General features: G+C 73.2%; 23 protein-coding genes and 1 riboswitch. Of the genes, 18 read left to right on the top strand and 5 right to left on the bottom strand.

All coding sequences use genetic code 11. The annotated features are described in order from the left end of the window. Window positions 1-152 precede the first annotated feature (152 nt). Window positions 153-283: riboswitch (FMN riboswitch) on the top strand. Window positions 284-482: 199 nt separating this feature from the next. From ribD to ACIA79_RS32345, 10 genes are all read left to right on the top strand, one after another. Continuing rightward, complete coding sequence (gene ribD / locus ACIA79_RS32390) at window positions 483-1,535, top strand: bifunctional diaminohydroxyphosphoribosylaminopyrimidine deaminase/5-amino-6-(5-phosphoribosylamino)uracil reductase RibD (RefSeq protein ID WP_399432015.1); 1,053 nt, start codon at window positions 483-485, stop codon at window positions 1,533-1,535. A 2-nt stretch (window positions 1,536-1,537) separates the two neighbouring features. Then, window positions 1,538-2,146 carry a riboflavin synthase gene (locus ACIA79_RS32385; RefSeq protein WP_399431990.1) on the top strand — a complete coding sequence of 203 codons (609 nt, stop codon included), beginning with the start codon at window positions 1,538-1,540 and terminating at the stop codon, window positions 2,144-2,146. Beyond that, window positions 2,143-2,781, top strand: a complete 639-nt coding sequence (locus tag ACIA79_RS32380) for a nicotinamide riboside transporter PnuC (protein ID WP_399431989.1) — start codon at window positions 2,143-2,145, stop codon at window positions 2,779-2,781. The genes ACIA79_RS32385 and ACIA79_RS32380 overlap by 4 nt, the downstream gene beginning before the upstream one ends. After that, window positions 2,778-4,106, top strand: a complete 1,329-nt coding sequence (locus ACIA79_RS32375) for a bifunctional 3,4-dihydroxy-2-butanone-4-phosphate synthase/GTP cyclohydrolase II (RefSeq protein ID WP_399431988.1) — start codon at window positions 2,778-2,780, stop codon at window positions 4,104-4,106. Before ACIA79_RS32380 ends, ACIA79_RS32375 begins: the two co-directional genes overlap by 4 nt. Window positions 4,107-4,148: 42 nt before the next feature. After that, a complete protein-coding gene (gene ribH / locus ACIA79_RS32370) occupies window positions 4,149-4,634 on the top strand; it encodes a 6,7-dimethyl-8-ribityllumazine synthase (protein WP_399431987.1) in 486 nt (161 codons plus the stop codon). Window positions 4,635-4,669: 35 nt separating this feature from the next. Then, complete coding sequence (locus tag ACIA79_RS32365) at window positions 4,670-4,942, top strand: phosphoribosyl-ATP diphosphatase (RefSeq protein WP_031078175.1); 273 nt, start codon at window positions 4,670-4,672, stop codon at window positions 4,940-4,942. 50 nt (window positions 4,943-4,992) lie between these two features. Further along, window positions 4,993-5,841: an ATP phosphoribosyltransferase gene (hisG, locus tag ACIA79_RS32360; RefSeq protein ID WP_031078174.1), complete on the top strand. Its 849-nt coding sequence runs from the start codon at window positions 4,993-4,995 to the stop codon at window positions 5,839-5,841. Between the two features lie 43 nt (window positions 5,842-5,884). After that, window positions 5,885-6,337: a PH domain-containing protein gene (locus tag ACIA79_RS32355; RefSeq protein WP_399431986.1), complete on the top strand. Its 453-nt coding sequence runs from the start codon at window positions 5,885-5,887 to the stop codon at window positions 6,335-6,337. A 289-nt stretch (window positions 6,338-6,626) separates the two neighbouring features. Further along, window positions 6,627-7,985 carry a hemolysin family protein gene (locus ACIA79_RS32350; protein WP_399431985.1) on the top strand — a complete coding sequence of 453 codons (1,359 nt, stop codon included), beginning with the start codon at window positions 6,627-6,629 and terminating at the stop codon, window positions 7,983-7,985. Further along, the gene (locus ACIA79_RS32345; protein WP_399431984.1) at window positions 7,982-9,130 is read left to right on the top strand and encodes a hemolysin family protein; all 1,149 of its coding nucleotides are present in this window, start codon (window positions 7,982-7,984) and stop codon (window positions 9,128-9,130) included. The genes ACIA79_RS32350 and ACIA79_RS32345 overlap by 4 nt, the downstream gene beginning before the upstream one ends. Here the strand turns inward: ACIA79_RS32345 and ACIA79_RS32340 are convergent. Then, complete coding sequence (locus ACIA79_RS32340) at window positions 9,124-11,043, bottom strand: AAA family ATPase (RefSeq protein ID WP_399431983.1); 1,920 nt, start codon at window positions 11,041-11,043, stop codon at window positions 9,124-9,126. The two genes, ACIA79_RS32345 and ACIA79_RS32340, sit on opposite strands and share 7 nt — an antisense overlap. A gap of 420 nt (window positions 11,044-11,463) precedes the next feature. Beyond that, window positions 11,464-12,099, bottom strand: a complete 636-nt coding sequence (locus ACIA79_RS32335) for a uridine kinase (RefSeq protein WP_399431982.1) — start codon at window positions 12,097-12,099, stop codon at window positions 11,464-11,466. A gap of 154 nt (window positions 12,100-12,253) precedes the next feature. Between ACIA79_RS32335 and ACIA79_RS32330 the strand changes: the two genes are divergently transcribed. The 3 genes from ACIA79_RS32330 to ACIA79_RS32320 all read left to right on the top strand — a co-directional run bounded on the left by ACIA79_RS32330 (window position 12,254) and on the right by ACIA79_RS32320 (window position 15,369). Further along, entirely contained in the window at window positions 12,254-13,720 is a 1,467-nt protein-coding gene (locus ACIA79_RS32330; protein WP_399431981.1) for a peptidase C39 family protein, read from the top strand. Between the two features lie 130 nt (window positions 13,721-13,850). Then, on the top strand, window positions 13,851-13,991 hold the full coding sequence (locus tag ACIA79_RS32325; RefSeq protein WP_399431980.1) for an SCO1431 family membrane protein: 141 nt from the start codon (window positions 13,851-13,853) through the stop codon (window positions 13,989-13,991). 205 nt (window positions 13,992-14,196) lie between these two features. Continuing rightward, on the top strand, window positions 14,197-15,369 hold the full coding sequence (locus tag ACIA79_RS32320) for an acyl-CoA dehydrogenase family protein (RefSeq protein ID WP_399431979.1): 1,173 nt from the start codon (window positions 14,197-14,199) through the stop codon (window positions 15,367-15,369). 105 nt (window positions 15,370-15,474) lie between these two features. Here ACIA79_RS32320 and ACIA79_RS32315 read toward each other — a convergent pair whose 3' ends face one another. Then, on the bottom strand, window positions 15,475-15,924 hold the full coding sequence (locus ACIA79_RS32315) for a nuclear transport factor 2 family protein (protein ID WP_399431978.1): 450 nt from the start codon (window positions 15,922-15,924) through the stop codon (window positions 15,475-15,477). 119 nt (window positions 15,925-16,043) lie between these two features. Between ACIA79_RS32315 and ACIA79_RS32310 the strand changes: the two genes are divergently transcribed. Next, the gene (locus ACIA79_RS32310) at window positions 16,044-16,610 is read left to right on the top strand and encodes a PadR family transcriptional regulator (RefSeq protein WP_399431977.1); all 567 of its coding nucleotides are present in this window, start codon (window positions 16,044-16,046) and stop codon (window positions 16,608-16,610) included. 13 nt (window positions 16,611-16,623) lie between these two features. Here the strand turns inward: ACIA79_RS32310 and ACIA79_RS32305 are convergent, their stop codons facing one another. Together ACIA79_RS32305 and ACIA79_RS32300 are read right to left on the bottom strand one after the other, a co-directional pair. Continuing rightward, a complete protein-coding gene (locus ACIA79_RS32305; RefSeq protein ID WP_399431976.1) occupies window positions 16,624-16,875 on the bottom strand; it encodes a hypothetical protein in 252 nt (83 codons plus the stop codon). A gap of 276 nt (window positions 16,876-17,151) precedes the next feature. Beyond that, entirely contained in the window at window positions 17,152-17,535 is a 384-nt protein-coding gene (locus tag ACIA79_RS32300; protein ID WP_399431975.1) for a hypothetical protein, read from the bottom strand. 204 nt (window positions 17,536-17,739) lie between these two features. Between ACIA79_RS32300 and ACIA79_RS32295 the strand changes: the two genes are divergently transcribed. From ACIA79_RS32295 to fxsA, 4 genes are all read left to right on the top strand, one after another. Continuing rightward, window positions 17,740-18,180 carry an Lrp/AsnC family transcriptional regulator gene (locus tag ACIA79_RS32295; RefSeq protein ID WP_064067083.1) on the top strand — a complete coding sequence of 147 codons (441 nt, stop codon included), beginning with the start codon at window positions 17,740-17,742 and terminating at the stop codon, window positions 18,178-18,180. Between the two features lie 22 nt (window positions 18,181-18,202). Then, window positions 18,203-19,828: an amidohydrolase gene (locus ACIA79_RS32290; RefSeq protein ID WP_399431974.1), complete on the top strand. Its 1,626-nt coding sequence runs from the start codon at window positions 18,203-18,205 to the stop codon at window positions 19,826-19,828. Between the two features lie 495 nt (window positions 19,829-20,323). Beyond that, window positions 20,324-21,118, top strand: coding sequence for a polyprenol monophosphomannose synthase (locus tag ACIA79_RS32285; protein ID WP_399431973.1), 795 nt, complete (start codon window positions 20,324-20,326; stop codon window positions 21,116-21,118). 65 nt (window positions 21,119-21,183) lie between these two features. Further along, a complete protein-coding gene (gene fxsA / locus ACIA79_RS32280; protein ID WP_399431972.1) occupies window positions 21,184-21,762 on the top strand; it encodes an FxsA family membrane protein in 579 nt (192 codons plus the stop codon). Window positions 21,763-21,921 lie beyond the last annotated feature (159 nt).

The raw sequence follows: 21,921 nt of genomic DNA, 5'->3' as shown, positions 1-21,921 counted from the left end.
CTCCATGAAGGTGACGCAGACATTAAGAGGACTAGACCAGACGGTCAATAGGTCTGGACCACTTCGCCCGGCCGGTGGGCCTGTGAGCCAGGACACAGCATTCACCCGCATGGGCGAGGACCGGCCGTGGCACACTTGCCCTGTATCAGCAGCAGCGCACTCCGGGGTCGGTGTAATTCCGAACCGGCGGTTACAGTCCGCGACCCGGCCGCATCCAGTGGCCGGTTGACCAGGTGAAATTCCTGGACCGACGGTGAAAGTCCGGATGGGAGGCAGTGCGCGGCGGGCGACCCTCACGGGTGTGTGCCGGCCGTATGTCCGCTGGTCGCCGTCCACCGGCGACCGGTGTCTCGGCGCAGGCGACCCCGTGCGATGTCGTTCCGCTCCCTGTCGTCATCGACAGGCCCCGGAGTCCGCGCCCGAAGAGGCAGGAGGACCCGGTGGCCCCCGCAGCGGACGCCCCCACGGCCGACACCGCCGCCATGCGCCGAGCCATCGCGCTCGCCGCCCGCGGCCTCGGCTCCACCAGCCCCAACCCCGTCGTCGGCTGCGTCATCCTCGACGCCTCCGGCCACCAGGTCGGCGAGGGCTGGCACGAGCGCGCCGGCGGCCCGCACGCCGAGGTCCACGCCCTGCGCCAGGCCGGTGTCCTCGCCCGCGGCGGCACCGCGTACGTCACCCTCGAACCCTGCAACCACACCGGCCGCACCGGACCCTGCGCCCAGGCCCTGATCGAGGCCGGTATCGCCCGGGTCGTGTACGCGGTCGGCGACCCGGACCCGCAGGCCACCGGCGGCGCCGCCACCCTGCACGCGGCCGGCGTCGAGGTCGTCGCAGGGCTCCTGGAGGCCGAGGCCGAGGCCGGCAACGCCGCCTGGCTCACCTCCGTCCGCCGCGGCCGCCCCTACGTCCTGTGGAAGTACGCCGCCACCCTCGACGGCCGCATCGCCGCCCAGGACGGCACCAGCCGCTGGATCAGCTCGCCCGAGTCCCGCGCCGACGTCCACCGGCTGCGCGCCGAGGCCGACGCCGTGATCGTCGGGTCCGGCACCGCCCGCACGGACGACCCCCACCTCGCCGTCCGCGGCCTCGAAGGCGTCGTCCAGCCGCTGCGCGTCGTGGTCGACACCGAGGGCACCGCCGTGAAGCCCGGCGCCCGCGTCCTGGACGACGCGGCGCCCACCCTGATCGCGATCGCCGAGGACGCCACGACCGGCCTGCCCGACAGCCGCGTCGTACGGCTCCCCAGGGACGCCCGGGGCCTGTCCGTGCCGGCGCTGCTGGCCGCCCTGCACGAGCGGGGCGTCCGCTCCGCACTGCTGGAAGGCGGACCGGCCCTCGCCGGGTCCTTCGCCGCCGCCGGCGCCGTCGACAAGGTGGTCGGCTACCTCGCCCCCGTCCTCCTCGGCGCGGGCCCCGCCGCCCTCGACGGCGCCGGCATCACCACCCTCGCCGACGCGCTGCGGCTCGACGTCACCGAGACCGTCCGCATCGGCCCCGACCTCCGTATCACTGCCACCCCCAAGGAGCGCTGAGCGTGTTCACCGGAATCGTCGAAGAACTGGGCGAGGTCACCGCCGTGGAGACCCTCGGTGACGCCTCCCGCTTCCGTCTGCGCGGCCCCCTCGTCACGGAAGGCGCCAAGCACGGCGACTCGATCGCCGTCAACGGCGTCTGCCTCACCGTCGTGGAGACCGCCGACGGGGAATTCACCGCCGACGTCATGGCCGAGACGCTCCACCGCTCCAGCCTCGGGGCGCTGACCACCGGCTCCCGGGTCAACCTGGAGCGGCCCATGGCGGTCGGCGACCGGCTCGGCGGGCACATCGTGCAGGGCCACGTCGACGGGACCGGCACGGTCCTCGCGCGCATGCCCTCCGAGAACTGGGAGATCGTGAAGATCTCCCTCCCGGCCGGGCTGAGCCGGTACGTCGTCGAGAAGGGCTCCATCACCGTGGACGGCGTCAGCCTCACCGTGGTCGAAGCCGGCCGTGAGCACTTCACCGTCAGCCTCATCCCGACCACCCTCGGACTGACCACGCTCGGCCTCAAGCAGCCCGGCGACCCGGTCAACCTCGAGGTCGACGTCATCGCCAAGTACGTCGAGCGGCTCGTCGGGGACAGGAACGGGGGGACCGGCCGGTGAACTGGCTCAACACGGAGGCCTTCACCGCCTTCGGACAGCACATCAAATGGTCCGACATGGCCGGCAACACCATCGGCCTCGTCGCCCTGGTGCTCGGCTGGCGGCGCTCCCTGCTCACCTGGCCCGTGCAGTTCCTCTCGGGCCTCATCCTCTTCGCCGCCTTCGCCGGCCACCTCACCGGCAGCGCCGGCAAGCAGGTCGTCGTCATGGCCGTCGCCGCGTGGGGCTGGTGGCAGTGGAGCCGCGGCCGGCAGCAGAGCCAGGACGGCTCGATCGCGGTGCGCTTCGCCACCTGGCGCGAGCGCGCCCTGATGGCCGGCGGCGCGCTCCTCGGCACCCTGGCCGTCGGCGGGCTGTTCACCGCCTACCCGTCGCTGTCCTGGGACCCGTGGCCGGACGCGTACATCTTCGTCGGCACCCTCGTCGCCATGTACGCCCAGGCCCGCGGCATGGTCGAGTTCTGGTTCGCCTGGCTGCTCGTCGACCTCGTGGGCGTGCCGCTCAACTTCACCAACGGCTACGCCTTCTCCGGCTTCGTCTACGTCATCTACGGTGCGCTCGTCCTGTGGGGCCTGCGCGACTGGTGGCTGCGCTCCCGCGCGAGCGAGTCCCCCCTGGAAGGAGCACCCGCATGACCGCCCGCCCGTCTGCCTCCGCCGTCCCGGACGAGCCGGTCCGCGCCGCCGCGAACTCCCTCTGGGACGTGACCGACCTCGCCCTCGACCCCGTCGAGCAGGCCGTGCGCGACATCGCCGCCGGCCGCCCCGTCGTGGTCGTCGACGACGAGGACCGCGAGAACGAGGGCGACCTCGTCATCGCCGCCGAGAAGGCCACCCCCGAGATCGTCGCCTTCATGATGAGCGAGTGCCGCGGCCTGATCTGCGCGCCCATGGAGGCGGACGAGCTGGAGCGCCTCCAGCTGCCGCAGATGGTCACCGACAACACCGAGTCGATGAAGACCGCCTTCACCGTCTCGGTCGACGCGGCACCCGTCCACGGCGTCACCACCGGCATCTCCGCCGCCGACCGCGCCACCACCCTCCAGCTGCTGGCCGGCGGCGTCGCCGGGCCGTCCGACTTCGTGCGCCCCGGCCACGTCTTCCCGCTGCGCGCCCAGCCCGGCGGCGTCCTGGTCCGCAACGGCCACACCGAGGCCGCCGTCGACCTGGCCCGCCTCGCCGGACTGCGCCCGGCCGGCGCCATCGTCGAGATCGCCGGCGAGGACGGGGTCATGCTGCGGCTGCCCGAGCTCGTGCCGTTCGCGCGCAAGCACGGCCTGACGATCATCTCGATCGAGGACCTCATCGCCTACCGCCGCAGCAACGAACCGACCGTCCGCCGCGAGGCCGAGGTCAGCCTGCCGACGGCGTACGGCGACTTCACGGCGTACGGCTACCGCTCCACCGTCGACGGCGTCGAGCACGTCGCCCTCGTCCACGGCGACATCGGCGACGGCGAGGACGTCCTCGTCCGTGTCCACTCCGAGTGCCTGACCGGCGACATCTTCCACTCGCTGCGCTGCGACTGCGGCCCCCAGCTGCAGGCGTCCATGGAGCGCGTCACCGAGGCCGGCCGCGGTGTCGTCGTCTACCTGCGCGGCCACGAGGGACGCGGCATCGGACTGCTGTCCAAGCTGCGCGCGTACGAACTCCAGGAGCGCGGCCGGGACACGCTCGACGCCAACCTGGAGCTCGGGCTGCCCGCCGATGCCCGCGACTACGCCGCCGGTGCGCAGATGCTCACCGACCTGGGCGTACGCAGCCTGCGGCTGATGACCAACAACCCGGAGAAGACCAGCGCGCTGGTCCGGCACGGCCTGACCGTCAACGGACGCGAGCCGATGCCCGTCCAGGCCGGCGAGCACAACCTGCGGTACCTGCGCACCAAGCGCGACCGGATGGGCCACGACCTGCCCTGGCTCGACGCCGCCGTCGGCGCGTCCCCCTGCCACAACCAGTAAGACCACTAGAACAGACCGAACAGAGCACGAGGAGATACGCACGTGAGCGGCAAGGGTGCACCCGAACTGAGCGTGAAGAACTGCGGCGACCTCCGGGTCGCCGTGATCGCGGCGCAGTGGCACGAGAAGATCATGGACGGCCTCGTCAACGGCGCCCTGCGGGCCCTGCACGAGCTCGGCATCGACGAGCCGACCCTGCTGCGCGTCCCCGGCAGCTTCGAGCTCCCGGTCGTCGCCAAGGTCCTCGCCGGCCGCGGCTACGACGCCGTCGTCGCGCTCGGCGTCGTCATCCGGGGCGGCACCCCCCACTTCGAGTACGTGTGCCAGGGCGTCACGCAGGGCCTCGTCCAGGTCTCCGTCGAGACCGGCGTCCCCGTCGGCTTCGGCGTACTGACCTGCGACACCGAGGAGCAGGCCCTGGACCGGGCCGGCCTGGAGGGCTCCCACGAGGACAAGGGGCACGAGGCGGTCACCGCCGCCGTCGCCACCGCCGCGACACTGCGCACCGTCAGCGAGCCCTGGCGCTGAGTGCGTGCGTGGCACCCCGTACTCTTAGGACCATCATGGCGAACAAAACCTTCGAAGAGCTCTTCGCCGAGCTGGAGCTCAAGGCCAAGACCGGCGACCCCGCCACCTCCCGCACCGCCGAGCTGGTGGACAAGGGCGTCCATGCCATCGGCAAGAAGGTCGTCGAGGAGGCCGCCGAGGTCTGGATGGCCGCCGAGTACGAGGGCAAGGAAGCCGCCGCCGAGGAGATCTCGCAGCTGCTGTACCACGTCCAGGTGATGATGGTCGCGCGCGGGATCTCCCTCGACGACGTCTACGCCCACCTCTGATCCGCCCCTCTTCGCACGAGAACTCCTTTCACAGTTAGGAAGCCCACCCCATGCTGCGCATCGCCGTCCCCAACAAGGGTTCACTGTCCGGACCTGCGTCGGCGATGCTCCATGAGGCCGGCTACCAGCAGCGCAAGGAGTCCAAGGAGCTGGTCCTGGTCGACCCGGAGAACGAGGTCGAGTTCTTCTACCTCCGCCCCCGCGACATCGCGATCTACGTCAGCTCCGGCAAGCTCGACATCGGCATCACCGGCCGCGACCTGCTGCTCGACTCGGGCGCCAACGCCGAGGAGATCCTCCAGCTCGGCTTCGCCCGCTCGACCTTCCGGTACGCCACCAAGCCGGGCACCGCGAGCGGCCCCGCCGACTTCGCCGGCATGACGATCGCCACCTCCTACGAGGGGATCGTCGCCAAGCACCTCGCCGACCAGGGCGTCGACGCGTCCGTCGTGCACCTGGACGGCGCGGTCGAGACCGCCATCGAGCTCGGTGTCGCCCAGGTCATCGCGGACGTCGTGGAGACCGGCACCTCCCTGCGCAACGCGGGCCTGGAGGTGATCGGCGAGCCGATCCTCACCTCCGAGGCCGTCGTCATCCGGCGTACCGGCGCCCCCGCCGACGACCCGAAGGTCGAGCAGTTCCTGCGCCGCCTCCAGGGCGTCCTGGTGGCCCGCTCGTACGTGATGATGGACTACGACTGCCGGGTCGAGCACCTGGAGCAGGCCGTCGCCCTCACGCCCGGCCTGGAGTCGCCGACCGTCTCCCCGCTGCACCACGAGGGCTGGGTCGCCGTCCGCGCCATGGTCCCCGCCCGGGAGGCCCAGCGCATCATGGACGACCTGTACGCCCTCGGCGCGCGCGCGATCCTGACGACCGAGATCCACGCCTGCCGCCTCTGAGCACACCGGCACCCCAGGTCGAAGGAAACAGGTCCCAGCGAAAATGTCCGACACCCGGCTCCCCGCCCTCCCGGTCACCTTCCGGCCCACCCGCACCCGGGTGGTCCTGCTGACCGTCGGCGCGCTCATGTTCGCCGTCATCACGGCCGTCGCCCTGATGCTGGAGAAGCTGAACCCGGGCGAGCGCGCGAGCTTCGTCTTCGTCGCGGCGCTCTTCTACGGTGTCCTGGCGCTGCTGAGCCGCCCGAAGGTCGTGGCCGACGACACCGGCGTCACCGTCGTCAACCTCACCCGGACGCGCCGGCTGGCGTGGCCGGAGATCCTGCGGGTCAACCTCCGCGAGGGTGACCCGTGGGTGTTCCTCGACCTCAGCGACGGCACGAGCCTGCCCGCGCTCGGCATCCAGCCGGGCATCGGAAAGCAGCAGGCCATCCGCGACGCGCGCACCCTGCGGGCCCTCGCCGAGACCCGCGGTACGGGGAGCGAAACCGCCTGACCCGGCGCCGGCCCGCCCGGCCCCGGCAGTCGGTTCCCCCGCCCTCCCCGCCCCTTTCCCGTCCCCTCCCCCTCCGCTCCCCGTCCCCCGGACGGATGCAAGCCCCCTGCCCCACCGGCCCCGCGCGTGATTACTCTTGTGGGCGGTGGCGCCGAGCGCGCCACCGCCTCGCGCACACGGCAGCACCACCTCCGCCGGCGGGGCACCTGCGACCCGAGGAGTGATTCCCTCCAGCAATGGACGGATCGTCCGGTAGTACCTGCGCCGCCCCTTCCCACGAGGCGGCGGCATGATCATCCCCGTTCTGCTGCTCGCTGCGGCATTCCTCCTGATCCTCGCCAACGGCTTCTTCGTGGCCGCCGAGTTCGGCCTGGTCACCGTGGAGCGGGCGGACGCCGAGCGCGCCGCCGCCGAGGGCGACCGGCGGGCCCGCACCGTCGTCAAGGCGCTGCGGGAACTGTCGTTCCAGCTCTCCGGCACGCAGCTCGGCATCACCATCACCTCCCTCGTCGTCGGCATGCTGGCCGAGCCCGCGCTCGCCCGGCTGCTCGACGGGCCGCTGACCGCGACCGGACTGCCCGAAGGGGCCGTCTCCGGCGTCGCCGTCCTCATCGGCATGCTCGGCGCCTCCGCCGTGCAGATGGTGATCGGTGAGCTCGTCCCGAAGAACTGGGCGGTCTCCCGCCCCCTGCAGGTCGCGCGGTTCGTCGCCGGCCCGCAGCACGTCTTCTCGACCGCCTTCCGGCCGGTGATCGCGCTGCTCAACGCCGTCGCCAACCGGCTCGTCCGGCTGCTGGGCGTCGAACCCACCGAGGAGCTCGCCTCCGCCCGCACCCCCGGGGAGCTGGTCTCGCTCGCCCGGCACTCGGCGCGGGCCGGCGCCCTGGAGCAGGACACGGCGGACCTCTTCGTCCGCACGCTCGCCCTCGGCGGGCTCACCGCACAGCACCTGATGACCCCCCGCGTGAAGGTCAGCGCCCTGCAGTCCGACGCCACGGCCGCGGACGTCCTCAACCTCACCCGGGCCACCGGCCTGTCGCGTTTCCCGGTCTACCGCGACCGCATCGACGAGATCATCGGCATGGTCCACCTCAAGGACGCGCTCGCCGTGCCCGCGGCCGAGCGGCTGCGCACCCCGGTGGCCGACGTCGCCCTGCCGCCGCTCCTCGTACCCGAGACGCTGCCCGTCCAGGCACTGCTGGAGCGGCTGCGCAGCGAGCAGCCGATAGCCGTCGTCGTGGACGAGTACGGCGGCACCGCCGGTGTGGTCACCCTGGAGGACATCGTCGAGGAGCTCGTCGGCGAGGTCCGGGACGAGCACGACGCCGAGGCCGACGAGCTGCCCGAGCTGGCCGCCGTCGCCGCCGAGGACGGCCACCCCGCCTGGGAGGCCGACGGCAGCTGCCGCGTCCACACCCTGAAGCGGATAGGTCTCGACGTCCCCGACGGGCCGTACGAGACCGTCGCCGGGCTCGTCGCCGACCTGCTCGGCCGCATCCCGGCCCCCGGCGACCGCGCCGAACTCCCCGGCTGGCGCCTGTCCGTGCGCCAGGTCGACCGCTACCGCGCCGAGCGCGTCCGGCTCGTCCGGACCGCCGGTGCCGCCGCCGGTGCCACCGTCGCGGATCTGGCGGAGGCCGTCCGATGAGCGTGCTGCAACTCCTCTTCGCCGGGCTCCTGGTGCTGGGGAACGGCTTCTTCGTGGGCGCCGAGTTCGCCCTCGTGTCCGTGCGCCGCAGCCAGATCGAGCCCCTCGCGGCCGGTTCCAAGCGCGCCCGCCAGGTGCTGTACGGCCTGGAGAACCTGCCCCAGATGATGGCCGCCGCGCAGTTCGGCATCACCGTCTGCTCGCTGACCCTCGGCGCCGTCGCCGAACCGACGGTGGCGCACCTGCTGGAGCCCGTCTTCCACGCCGTGCACCTGCCGGAGGGGCTCATCCACCCCCTCGGGTACGTCATCGCGCTCGCGGTGGTCGTCTTCCTCCACCTCGTCATCGGCGAGATGCTCCCGAAGAACCTCGCCATGGCGGCGCCGGAGCGGACCGCGCTGTGGCTCAGCCCCGCCCTGGTCGGCTTCGCGCGGCTGTGCCGGCCGGTGACGGCGGCGCTCGGCGCCTGCTCCCGGCTGGTGCTGAAGGCGTTCGGGGTCGAGCCCAAGGACGAGGTCGAGGCGGTCTTCACCAGCACCGAGCTCGGCCGGCTCGTGGAGGACTCCCGGCAGGCCGGGCTGCTCGGCCCGGCCGAGCAGGAGCGGCTGGAGGACGCCCTGGAGCTGGGCAGCCGCCCCGTCTCCGACGTCCTCATCCCGCGCGCGTCGCTGGTGACGGTCACCCCGTCGGTCACCCCGGCCGAGGTCGAGGAGCTCACCGTCCGCACCGGGTACTCCCGGTTCCCGGTGCGCGCGGAGGACGGGAGCGGGGTCTTCATGGGCTTCCTCCACGTCAAGGACGTGCTGGACCTGGAGGACCCGGAGAAGGCCGTGCCGCAGCACGTGTGGCGGCCCATGGCCACCCTGCGGGCCGAACTGCCGCTCGACGACGCGCTCACCGTGATGCGCCGCGCGGCGACGCACCTGGCCCAGGTCGCGGACGCGTCCGGGCGGGTGCTGGGGCTGGTCGCGCTGGAGGACGTGCTGGAGATGCTGGTCGGTGAGGTGCGCGACCCCGCCCACCGCTCGGCCGTGCCCCTCCTGCCGGTGTCCGGTCCGGGACGCCGCCCGTCCACGCGGCCCGCGGCGGCTCCGCCCGCCGCGACGGGCCCGGCACACGCCGAAGGCGTGCTCGCCGGTCAGTAACCCGGCGGCTCCTGCGGGCCGCGGTCCATCGGACCGCGGCCCGACAGCACCTCGCCGTACGCCTGCATCAGATCCGGCAGCCGCAGCGTGGCCAGGTCCTCACGGGTCGGCGTACCGGCACAGACGGAGAGCCGCAGATCGCGGTAGGCGCACGACTTCTCGTACAGCGTGCGCAGGAACCGGCCGTTGCCCAGCTCGTCGATCCAGGCCTGCTCCACCACGTGACGGCTGATCGAGCGGAGCTCCTCCAGGGCCTCCTCGTCCCACACGTCGTCGTTCGCCGCCGCGAGCACCTCGCCGATCGCCGTGAGCTCCGGCGGCCGGTACGAGGGGAAGTCCACGCGCGTGGTGAACCGGGACGACAGTCCCGGGTTGGCGGCGAGCAGCCGGTCCATGCCCTCGGGATACCCGGCGAGGATCACCACCAGGTGGTCGCGGTTGTCCTCCGCGCGCTTGAGCAGCACCTGCAGCGCCTCGTCGCCGTACGCGTCCCCCTTGCTGTAGCCCGAGTTGGACAGCGAGTACGCCTCGTCGACGAAGAGCACCCCGCCGAGCGCCGAGTCGATCAGCTCGTTGGCCTTCACCGCCGTCTGGCCGAGGAACTCACCGACCATATCGGCGCGTTGGGCCTCCACCAGGTGGTCGCCGCCGAGGAGCCCGAGCGCGTAGAAGACCCGGCCGAGGATCCGGGCCACCGTGGTCTTCCCGGTGCCCGAGGGGCCGGAGAAGACAAAGTGACGTTTCGGCGGCTGTACCGGGAGCCCCTGGGCCGACCGCAGCCGCGCCATCTCCAGCTGCGCCGACAACGCCTTCACCTGGCGTTTCACCGGCTCCAGGCCCACCATCCGCTCCAGCTCCGCCAGGGCCTGGCCCAGCAGCTCCGGGTCGGTCGGGCTCGCGGGGAACGGCGGGGGCCCCGGGCGGCCCGCCGCCTTCTCCCGCACTCCGTACGAGGGCGCGGGCGGTGCCGTCGGACCCGGCGGGGGCTGCGCGTCGCCACCGCCGAACCGCAGGCCGTCGCCGGGCGGCGCCTCGGGGCCGTCCGGCAGGTCCCCGGCCTCGCGGCCGCCGTCCGCGGCGTCCTGTCCGACGCCGGCCAGCGACACCGCGGCCAGCCCGGCCGCCGCCTCCTCGGCACCGTCGAACCCGTCGTACTCGGCGATCGCCGCCAGCCGCGCGGCGGTGTCCATGAAGGCCGGGTCCACCCGGTGCACGGCCCGGTAGAGGGGGAGGGCGGCGGCGGTGCGGCCCGTGCCCTCGTGCGCACGTGCCAGCCAGTAGCGCAGCTCCTTGCGCTGCGGCTGCTCGCTGCGGCAGCGCATCAGGGCGGCGGACAGCAGCGGCTCGGCCTGTCCGTACATCTCCAGCCGGACCCGGGCCATGCCGCCGAACAGCCCGGCCTCGATGCCGAGCAGCGGGTCGTCGACGAGCGGCTCGGTGTGGCGTACGAGCTGGTCCCAGTCCTTGACCAGGTAGGCCCGGCAGGCGTGCAGGAACCGCACCTGGGGGTCGGTGTCGACGGGCGGCAGGCCCGCGAGCGCCCGGTCGAGCTCGGGCACATGACGGCCGTCCAGCCAGTGCGAGGCGTGCGCGAGCAGCAGATCGCGCGGGCTCTCCAGCACCGGCTGCACCCACCAGCCCAGCCAGTACCAGGAGTTGAGCGTGCGCCGGTGGCGGGCGCGCTGCTCGCCGAACCTGATCCTGTTGCGGTACATCCGCAGCAGCGCCGTGGTCGTGTCGACCCGCAGCGCGTGCAGCCCGAGCCAGGCGTCCGCCATCCCGGGATCGATCCGCACCGCGGCGCGGAATTCCTCCTCGGCCTGCGGATACGCGCCCACGGTGTAGGCATCCACGCCGCGCAGCCAGGCGAGGTCGGCAGGGGCGAGTACGCCGCCCTGCGTGCCGAAGTCCATCGGGTCCCCCACAAGCCGTGCCCTCGTCCCTGTTCCCGCCGGGCGCCGCCCGCCCGCCGGAAGCCTGCCCAATCGCCTTCTCGTGAACGGGATTTGACCGCACCGAGGTGCACCGAGGTGTACCGAGAGGCATCGTACCGGTGCAGGGCGTGCGCATCGAAGGGTGCAAAAGGGGCCGACGCGAGCGGCCGGACCGCCGCCACCTGCCGCGCGCCGACAGTGACCGACGGTGAGCATCAGCCACTCGGGCGGCGGGGGAGAAGGGGGTGAAGGGCAGAACGAAGCCCCCGATCACGGGGGAACAACCGGGGGCTTCGCGTCTGCGGCGGCTCCGGAAAGCCGCATATTGAGAACGTAAGACCTGTACGCCCCGTCGGTCAAGCGAAGTTGAGGCAGTCTGGGAGGCTGATTTCCGACTGGCTAGTACGGCGGCGGAAGTCGGTCACTGTCCGTGATGATCCGGTTCGCGCGGGGTGTCTCTGCAGGTCCTGGCAGCCACTCGTATCCCTCCGGGCACTCCCGTATCAGGGTGTCGGCGTAGGGCCGGGAGGGGTCCGCCGCGAAATGGCGGGTCTCCGCCACCGTCCATCCGTCCCAGAACGCGGCCTGCGTCGGCCCGTCCCTGCGCCGGCCCCGGGCCCAGGACTCCTCGGCCTCCCGCTCCATCCACAGCAGTCGCGCCAGGTGCGGCCGCAGGGCGCGGCGGCCGGCACCCACCCCCTCGATCACGACGACCGGGTCCGGCGGGAGCGGCCGGGGCGGGCCGAAGCGGCGCAGATTCCAGTCGTACGGGTGAAAGTGCGCCACATGGCCTTGTATGAGCCGATCGAGTACCTGGGTCCGCAGCCGCCCGGTCCAGGCGAACAGTTCCTCGTGGGTGGCGAGGTCGTCGAGGTGGAGCACGGGCGCGCCGCCGAGCGCGGCCGCCAGGCGGCCCGCGAACGTGGACTTGCCGGAGCCGGCGTGGCCGTCGACGGCGACGAGGCGGACCGGTCCGCAGGAGGGCGGCAGCGCGCGCAGGCCGGCGGCGAGGCGGTCGAAGTCGAGGGGCTCCACGCCGCCCACCCTACAAAGCCACAGGTGGAGACCAATATCGGTGGCGCGACGCGACGCGTGGTTGCTGGCCGGACACCGTCCGGAACGGGATAGTGGGCGCACCTGTCGCGCACTCGCCGCCCCGTCCGCACACCCGTCTGGGGGTCGTTCCGTCATGACCGAGTCCACCTCCCCGCCTCCCTCCCGCGAGTCCTCCCGGTCGTCGGCCGCCCCGGCGCCGGAGCGCCCCGACGCGCCGCCGACCGCGCCGCGCAGGGCGGTGCTCGCCGCGGCGCTGGCCGTCGCGGGGGGCGCCGCGGTCGCCGCCGCCCCGGTGTCCGCGGTCCCCGCGGCCGGAGCGACGGCGACCGGCACGGCCGCTCCCGCTCCGCAGGGCGAGCCGCGGACGCCCGGCGGCGTCGACAACCGCTTCTGGACCTCGTACGGCGACTGGCGCTCCGGCACCCACGCCGGCACGTCGCCCGCCGCCGACCCGCGGCCCGGACTGGTCATCACGGACCCGGCCGGGCGCACCGACTACACCGACCCCCACACGGGACGCACCGCCACCTGGGAGTTCGCCACCTGGACCTCCCCCCGCCACACCCCGGCCGTCCCGGCCACCGAGCTCATCGCCTCCTGGAACGCCCACACCCCCGCCGGCACCTGGATCGCCGTGGAACTGAGCGGGCGGTACGCCGACGGCACCGACACCCCCTGGTTCGTCATGGGACGCTGGGCGGCCGGCGACGGCGACATCCGGCGGACCTCCGTCGACGGCCAGAGCGACGGCCGCAGCACCGTCTGGACCGACACCCTCGCCGTCGCGGACGCCGCGAGCGGGCTGCGCGTCGTCTCCTACCGGCTGCGGCTCACCCTCCACCGCAGGCCCGGCAGCCGGCTCACCCCGACGGTGTGGCGGCTCGGCGCGATGGCGTCCGACGTCCCGGACCGCTTCACGGTGCCCGCCTCCGAGCCCGGACCCGCCCGCGAGCTGGTCGTCCCGCGCTACTCGCAGCACACCCACATCGGGCAGTACCCGGAGTACGCGGGCGGCGGTGAGGCGTGGTGCAGCCCCACCTCGTCCCAGATGATCATCGAGTACTGGGGCCGCCGGCCGACCGAGGCCGAGCTCGCCTGGGTGAACCCCGCCTTCGCCGACCCCCAGGTCTGCCACGCCGCCCGCCACACCTACGACTACCAGTACGAAGGGTGCGGAAACTGGACCTTCAACGCCGCTTACGCCGCCACGTACGACGACCTGAACGCCGTCGTCACCCGGCTGCGCTCGCTGACCGAACTGGAGGCGCTGATCCGCGCCGGGATCCCGGCGATCACCTCCCAGTCGTTCCGGGAGGAGGAACTGACGGGCGCGGGCTACGGCACGGCGGGCCACCTGATGACCGTCATCGGGTTCACGCAGGACGGTGACGTGATCGCCAACGATCCGGCGTCACCCTCCAACGAGGCCGTGCGCCGCGTCTACCGGCGCCGCGAGTGGGAGAACATCTGGCTGCGGACGAAGCGCTACGACGCCTCCGGGAAAGTGGTCTCCGGCACAGGGGGCGTCTGCTACCTGTACTGGCCCGCCCGCCCCACGGCCGCGCAGCGCAAGGCATTGGAGGCGGTCGGCGTCCGCTGATCCCCATGTCCCGTGCGGCGAGGGCGTGATGAACGTCTCTACCCCCGCCGCCGCCCTCGCTGGCACTGTGGTGGGGCGACGGGGGACATCCCCGGCCGGACCACCCCACTCACACGCAGAGCGAGACGCCATGACCACTGCCGCCGCTGCCGCCCCCCGCGTCCGTACCGGAGGCCCGAAGGACGACGGCCCCCAGTTGCTGGAGCACATCCTGGGCTGGGTGCTCGTCGTCCTGTTCGCCATGCTCGTCACCCGCGCCGGCCTCCTGTGACCCCCTCGCTCCGCCGCCCCGGCGGAGCGCTCCCTTCCACCCCGTGACGGGAGCCCGCTGATCGGGCATACTCAACGCGCCACAGCCACTGGCCAGCCCGTTTCCGTGATCCGGAAGGGCAGCATCGGTGTGGCAGTGAGATCGGCGGCGCCGCCCACCCAGTCGCGCGTCCGTCGCAGCGCCCGACAGGGAGGAGAGCGCCCTAATGTCCGACCGCGCCCGGCAGCCGGTGGAACGCCAGCTGCCCACCGAGGAGTCCAGGGATTTGATCGCCCTGGTGCGCGACATCGTCCAGCGGGACATCGCTCCCCGGGCGGCGGAGGAGGAGGACGCCGGACGCTTCCCGCGCGACGTCTTCACGCTGCTGTCCGAGTCGGGACTGCTCGGCCTGCCCTACGGCTCCGACTTCGGCGGCGGTGACCAGCCGTACGAGGTCTACCTCCAGGTGCTGGAGGAGCTCGCCGCCGCCCGTCTCACCGTCGGCCTCGGCGTGAGCGTCCACTCCCTGTCCTGTCACGCCCTCGCCTCCTACGGGACCAAGGAGCAGCGGAGCGAGCACCTGCCCGCCATGCTCGGCGGCGGCCTGCTCGGCGCGTACTGCCTGTCCGAGCCGTCCTCCGGCTCCGACGCGGCGTCGCTGCGCACCAGGGCGGTCCGCGACGGCGACGACTGGGTCATCACCGGGACCAAGGCGTGGATCACCCACGGCGGCGTCGCCGACTTCTACACCGTCCTCGCCCGTACGGGCGTCGAGGGCGCCCGCGGCATCACCGCCTTCCTGGTGCCGGGCGACGCCGAGGGCCTGTCCGCCGCCGCGCCGGAGAAGAAGATGGGCATGAAGGGCTCGCCCACCGCCCAGCTCCACTTCGACGGCGTACGCGTCCCGGACGCGCGGCGCATCGGCGACGAGGGACAGGGCTTCGCGATCGCCCTGTCCGCGCTGGACTCCGGCCGCCTGGGCATCGCCGCCTGCGCCATCGGCGTCGCGCAGGCCGCCCTGGACGAGGCCGTGGAGTACGCCACGCAGCGGCGGCAGTTCGGACGTCCCATCGCGGACTTCCAGGGGCTGCGGTTCATGCTCGCGGACATGGCCACCCAGATCGAGGCGGGCCGCTCGCTGTACCTCGCCGCCGCCCGGCTGCGCGATGCGGGCCGCCCCTTCGTGCGCGAGGCGGCGATGGCCAAGCTGTTCTGCACCGACGCCGCGATGAAGGTCACCACGGACGCGGTCCAGGTGCTCGGCGGCTACGGTTACACCGCGGACTTCGCGGTCGAGCGCTACATGCGCGAGGCGAAGGTGCTGCAGATCGTCGAGGGCACCAACCAGATCCAGCGCATGGTCATCTCCCGGCAGGTCGTCGGCCCCGAGTCCCGCTGACGCCCCGCGCCCTCCTGCCGCGCCGCCCCGGTGGCCCCGACCGACCAGGCCGGGGCCACCGGGGCGGTCGTGCAGGTGCCACCGGCGCGTGCGACCCGTGCCGGATCAAGCGGTCCGGACACGGCTTTCATCGGCCGGGTCCGGCACGAGCCCGTCGGCGACCAGCCCGGCGAGGACCGCCTGCCCCAGGGCCTGGACGGCGGACTGCGGGCGGACCATCACGGTGAACTCCTTGATCCGCCCGTCGGCGTCGAACTGCAGCATGTCGATGCCGTGGATCTCCCTGCCGTCCACGGTGGCCCGGAACAGCAGGATCTCCGACGGCGCCTCGGCGCCGTCGGCACTGGTCCGGGCAGTGCCGTCGAACTGCCCGATGTAGTGGAAGCCCTCGAAGGTGCGCAGCAGTACGCCGAAGAGCCCGAGGACCATGGGCTTGCCCTCGAAGGGCGTGAACTTCACCGGGCTGTAGAGGCGGACGTCGTCGGTGAACAGGTCGTCCAGGGCGGCGAGATCGCGTGCTTCGACGGCGGCGCGGAAGGAGTGTGCGGATGCCATGGCGTCTCCTCGGTACTCATGCCTACTCAACAATCTGACTACTCCGGTTCTTGAGTATCATGGGGCGGGTCCCGGCGCATAGAGGTCCGGGCGTACGGAGACGGGCGGGAGGGCATCCGATGGCGCTGCGTCACGCCGTGCTCGCGGCGCTGCTGGACGAGGAACTGAGCGGCTACCAGTTGGCCAAGACCTTCGATCTGGGCGTGGCCAACTTCTGGCACGCGCTGCCCCAGCAGGTGTACGCGGAGCTGGCCAGGCTGGAGGCGGACGGGCTCGTCGAGGGGCGTGAAGTGGTCCAGGACACCCGGCCCAACAAGCGCCTGTTCCGTGTCACGGAAGCCGGTCTCGCCGAGCTGGACCGGTTCGCCGCCGCCTCGGCCAAGCCCTCCTTCATCCGCGACGACCTGCTGGTCAAGGTTCAGGCCTCGGACCGCGTCGGCACCGACGAGGTCATCGCGGAGCTCATGGAGCGGGCCGCCTTCGCCCGCGCCAAGGCGGAACTCTTCGGCTCGCTGCTGCGCTCGCTGCGCGGGGACCGCAGCGAGGAGGAGTTCCTCCGGGAAGGCGAGCGCATCGGCCCGTATCTGACCTGCCTGCGCGGCCTCGCCTTCGAGCGGGGCAATCAGGACTGGTGCGAGCGCAGCGCGGCGGTCCTGCGGGAGCGGCAGGCCCGCCCGCGGCGGTGACCGGTCGCGGGCCTCATCCCCTGGGGTCCCGGGGCTCGCGCGCGCCCGGCACGCCGGGCGGGGTCCACGCCGGTGTCGCCATGAGCCGGGCCCACTCCTGGTCGCGCCGGCCCGGGACGGTGCGACCGCTGCCGGCCCAGTGGCGTACGAGGGCGCGGTAGATGGGCGGATCCGCGGCGGGGTGCGGAACCGATTCTTCCGGCAGGATGGTCAGACGGCTCACGCCGTAGCCGCTCGTGAGGTGCGTCGAGTACAGCGAGCTCATGCCACGCAAACGCGCCGCGGTCCGCACGGGTCACCCCCGGGCGTATTCGGGCGCCAGTTCGCGGCTTGCTGCCGATACCGCGACCGCCCGCGGTTTTCCCCCGCGGGCGCGCCGTCCTCGCCAGGGGCGGCGCCCGCACCGGCACCGCCGTCCTGCGGCGGCCGCTTCGGCGAGGCCGGGGCCGGGACGCGGCCCGGGCGGCCCGGTCCTGCACCACGCCGCGCTCCGGGCGATGGCGCAGGATCCGTACGGAGGACCGGCCGACGGCCGGGAGCGTCAGGCGGCGCGCCGCATCTGCGGCACCTGCGGCCTGCGCGGCACCTTGATCGGACGCGATCCGGGGCCGCCCACGTGCGAGAACGGCTGCGTCCGCCAGTCGAGCCCCTGCGGGAGCGTCAACAGCAGTGCGGTGTCCTGCTCCTGGAGGTCCAGCGACTCGTCGGCGGCACGCGCCTCCGAGGCCGGCCGGCCCGTGCCGGAGCACACCGACAGCACGAACGGGTTCCACGGCGTGGGGCACAGCGCGTGCTCCGGAAGAACCTCCTCGTCCGCGAGCAGCGCGATGGGCTGTGCGCAGTCCGGGCAGATGACCCGGACCATCTCGAAAGTGTCATAGGCGTCGAGCTCGTCCGTCTCGACCGAATCAACAGGCTCCTGCATGGAGAATCTCCCCCTCGGGTGGGCCGACCAGGCTCATGCGGCCTCGACCACAGCAACCAATTCCCTTCCGGCCTCGCGGATAACCATCCGGTCACGGCCAACCCCATCCGCAAACCTGTGGCATTCGTCACATGCCGCTCGCAGGTGCCCCTCCGAGGTGCCCAGGACTGTGCCGTGGGGTGCCCGGGGCAATAGGTTGACCGCATGGAGGAGCTGGATCGTCAGATCGTCGAGTTGCTCGTCAAGGACGGGCGCATGAGCTACACCGACCTGGGCAAGGCCACCGGCCTGTCCACCTCGGCGGTGCATCAGCGCGTACGCCGTCTCGAGCAGCGCGGAGTCATCCGCGGCTACGCCGCAGTCGTCGACCCCGAAGCGGTCGGCCTGCCGCTCACGGCGTTCATCTCGGTCAAACCCTTCGACCCCAGCGCCCCCGACGACATCGCGGACCGGCTCGCCGACATCTCCGAGATCGAGGCCTGCCACAGCGTCGCCGGCGACGAGAACTACATCCTCAAGGTGCGTGTCGCCACCCCGCTGGAGCTGGAGCACCTGCTCACCCGGATCCGCTCCCAGTCGGGCGTCTCCACCCGTACGACGGTCGTCCTCTCCACTCCGTACGAGGCCCGCCCGCCGCGCGTCTGAGCACGTATCTAGGCTGGTCACCATGACCGAGACCGCACACCGCACCGTGCTCCTGCGCGGTGGAGACGTCCACAGCCCCGCCGACCCCTTCGCCACCGCGATGGTCGTCGAGCGGGGCCATGTCGCCTGGGTGGGCTCCGAAGGCGCGGCCGACGCCTTCGCCTCCGGCGTGGACGAGGTGATCGACCTCGAAGGCGCCCTGGTGACCCCGGCCTTCACCGACGCGCACGTGCACACCACCGCCACCGGGCTCGCCCTCACCGGCCTCGACCTGTCCGGCGCCCGGACCCTCGCCGAGGCCCTGGAGCTCGTCCGCGCGCACAGCACCGCGCGCCCCGGCGACCACGTCCTCCTCGGCCACGGCTGGGACGCCACGCGCTGGCCCGAACAGCGCCCCCCGACCCGGGCGGAACTCGACGAAGCCACCGGCGGGCGCCCGCTCTACCTGCCCCGTATCGACGTCCACTCCGCCGTCGTGACCAGCGCCCTCCTCGACCGCGTGCCCGGGATCACCGGCCTGACCGGCTACCACCCGGACCAGCCGCTCACCGCCGCCGCCCACCACGCCGTCCGCGCCGCCGCCCACGCCGCCGTCACCCCCGGCCAGCGCGCCGAGGCGCAGCGCGCGGCGCTGCGCCACGCCGCCTCCCTCGGCATCGGCACCGTGCACGAGTGCGGTGGGCCGGAGATCTCCGACGAGGCGGACTTCACCGCGCTGCTGGCCCTCGCCGCGGAGGAGCCCGGTCCCCGCGTCGTCGGCTACTGGGCCGAGGCCGTGAGCGGCGAGCAGGACGCCCGGCGCATTCGCGAACTCGGCGCAGTCGGCGCGGCCGGCGACCTCTTCGCCGACGGCTCCCTCGGTTCCCACACCGCCTGCCTCCACGAGCCGTACGCCGACGCCGGCCACACCGGCACCGCGCACCTCGACGCGGCCGCGGTCGCGGCCCACGTCACCGCCTGCACCGAGGCCGGTCTCCAGGCGGGCTTCCACGCCATCGGGGACGCGGCCGTCAGCGCGGTCGTCGACGGCGTGCGCCGGGCCGCCGGGACCGTCGGCGTGGCCCGGGTGCGAGCCGCGCGCCACCGCGTCGAACATGCCGAGATGCTCACCCCCGAGACCATCGCCGCCTTCGCCGAACTGGGGCTCACCGCCTCCGTGCAGCCCGCCTTCGACGCGGCCTGGGGCGGCGAGGACGGGATGTACGCCCGGCGACTCGGCGCCGAGCGGGCGCGCACCCTCAACCCGTACGCGGCCCTCCTGCGCGCCGGGGTGCCCCTGGCCTTCGGCTCCGACAGCCCGGTGACGCCGCTGGACCCGTGGGGCACCGTGCGCGCCGCCGCCTTCCACCGCACCCCCGAGCACCGGATCTCGGTGCGGGCCGCCTTCACCGCCCACACGCGGGGCGGATGGCGGGCGACGGGCCGCGACGACGCGGGCGTCCTCGTCCCCGGTGCACCCGCCGACTACGCCGTCTGGCGCACCGGTGAGCTGGTCGTCCAGGCGCCCGACGACCGGGTCGCCCGCTGGTCCACGGACCCGCGCTCGGGGACGCCCGGCCTGCCCGACCTCACCCCCGGCCGTGACCTGCCCGTCTGTCTGCGCACGGTCGTCGCCGGGCGGACCGTCCATGTGCGACCGAACGAGTGACATGGGGACATTTGGTACACCGGTCACCGGCGGCCGGGCTCGTCCACGACCTGCGGATCTTCCTCCCTGACCTGGTCGTTCGATCAAAGGCCGCAGGTCGAACGGGTGTTGACAGCGAACGGTCGACGGCCGGTAGGTTCGGCCGAGTCCACCACAGGACGTCCGACCGGTCGGCCTCCCCGTAATCGTCGAACGCCGCTGGGTCATGGCGTGGTGTGCCGCACCGGCGCACCACCACCGGGAACCAGGTTCAGCGTCCGCGCCTCGGGGACGAGGGAAGGTTTTTCCGGATGGGGGTCCCCCCTGCTCCGTAGGGCTCGGGGGAGGGTGCGACCCGGGTGGGGCCCGGACGTTCAGTAGACAACGGCTCTCGGTCGACCCGCAGCCAGCGGGCCCCAGGTCGGCCCGAAGGACGCCGGGCCCCGATCCGCGACCCCCTGCCACGCCCCTGGGGTCGCTATGGTGGAGATCAGCGCACGGACCTAAGGGGCAGCAGTGAACGACGGTGGTCAGAGTCATCAGAGTGGCCGGAGCGGTCAGAGGCGGTACGGTCCGCTCGGCAAGGCCCTGGTGATCATCCCCACCTACAACGAGGCCGACAACATCAAGCCGATCGTCGGACGGGTGCGCGCGGCCGTACCCGACGCCCATGTGCTGGTGGCCGACGACAACAGCCCCGACGGCACCGGCAAGCTCGCCGACGAGCTGGCCGCCGAGGACGACCACGTCCACGTCCTGCACCGCAGGGGCAAGGAAGGGCTCGGCGCGGCCTACCTGGCGGGCTTCCGCTGGGGCATCGAGCGGGACTACGGCGTCCTGGTGGAGATGGACGCGGACGGCTCCCACCAGCCGGAGGAGCTGCCGCGCCTGCTGACCGCCCTCAAGGGCGCCGACCTGGTCCTCGGCTCGCGCTGGGTGCCGGGCGGCCGGGTGGTCAACTGGCCCAAGTCCCGCGAGTTCCTCTCGCGCGGCGGCAGCACCTACTCGCGCCTCCTGCTGGACGTCCCCATCCGCGACGTCACCGGCGGGTTCCGGGCCTTCCGCAAGGAGACCCTGGAGGGCCTCGGCCTGGACGACGTGGCCTCCCAGGGGTACTGCTTCCAGGTCGACCTGGCCCGCCGCGCCGTCGCCGCCGGCTACCACGTGGTCGAGGTGCCCATCACCTTCGTCGAGCGCGAGCACGGCGACTCCAAGATGAGCCGGGACATCGTGGTGGAGGCCCTGTGGCGGGTCACCGCGTGGGGGGTCGGGTCCCGGGCCGACCGCATCCTGGGCCGCAACCGCCGCTGACGGGCCGCCGCCCGGCCCCGGACCCCTTTACGCGGTCCCGGCAGACCGCCGGGCACACTGGGGGCATGACGACCGGCGCACCGCCTCCTCCTGCCCGCAAGCGCTCCCGCGCCCGCTCACTGGCTCCTCTCGGCATCGCCGCCTGGCTGGCGCTGGAGGTGTGGCTGCTGACCCTGGTGGCCGGGGCCGCCGGCGGGTTCACCGTGCTCGCCCTGCTGGCCGGCGGCGCCGTCCTCGGCGCCGCCGTGATCAAGCGGGCGGGGCGGCGGGCCTTCCGGACCCTCACGGAGAGTCTCCAGCAGCAGGCCGGTGCCGTGCCCCCGCAGGACGCGGGGAGCACCGGAAACGGCTTCCTCATGCTCGGCGGCGTGCTGCTGATGGTTCCCGGCCTGCTGTCCGACGCGGCCGGTCTCCTGCTGCTCCTCCCGCCGGTGCGCGCGTGGGCGGGCCGGTACGCGGAGCGGTCGCTGGACCGGCGGGTGCGGGCCGCCATGCCCGGCTCCTTCGGCGACGCCTTCCAGCAGGCCCGTATGCACCGCCCGGACGGAAAGGTCGTACAGGGCGAGGTTGTCCGCGACGACACGGCGGACCGGCGGACGCATCCGTACGGCGACGGTGACTCCCGCCCGCCGCTGACCCGCTGAACGGTGCCCCGGCTCCGCGCGGGCGTCCGCCCGGAGCCGGGTGGGCCGGGTCCCGGCCGGAGACGGCCAAGAGCCGCGGGGGGGGGGGGGGCCCGGGGGGGGCGCCCCCCCCCCGGGGGGGGGGGTGTGGGGGGGGGGGGGGGGGGCCCGCCCAAGGGG

The sequence above is a fragment of the Streptomyces sp. NPDC051310 genome (assembly GCF_044455245.1).
Taxonomy (GTDB): domain Bacteria; phylum Actinomycetota; class Actinomycetes; order Streptomycetales; family Streptomycetaceae; genus Streptomyces.
This window is presented reverse-complemented; position numbering and strand designations above follow the sequence as displayed.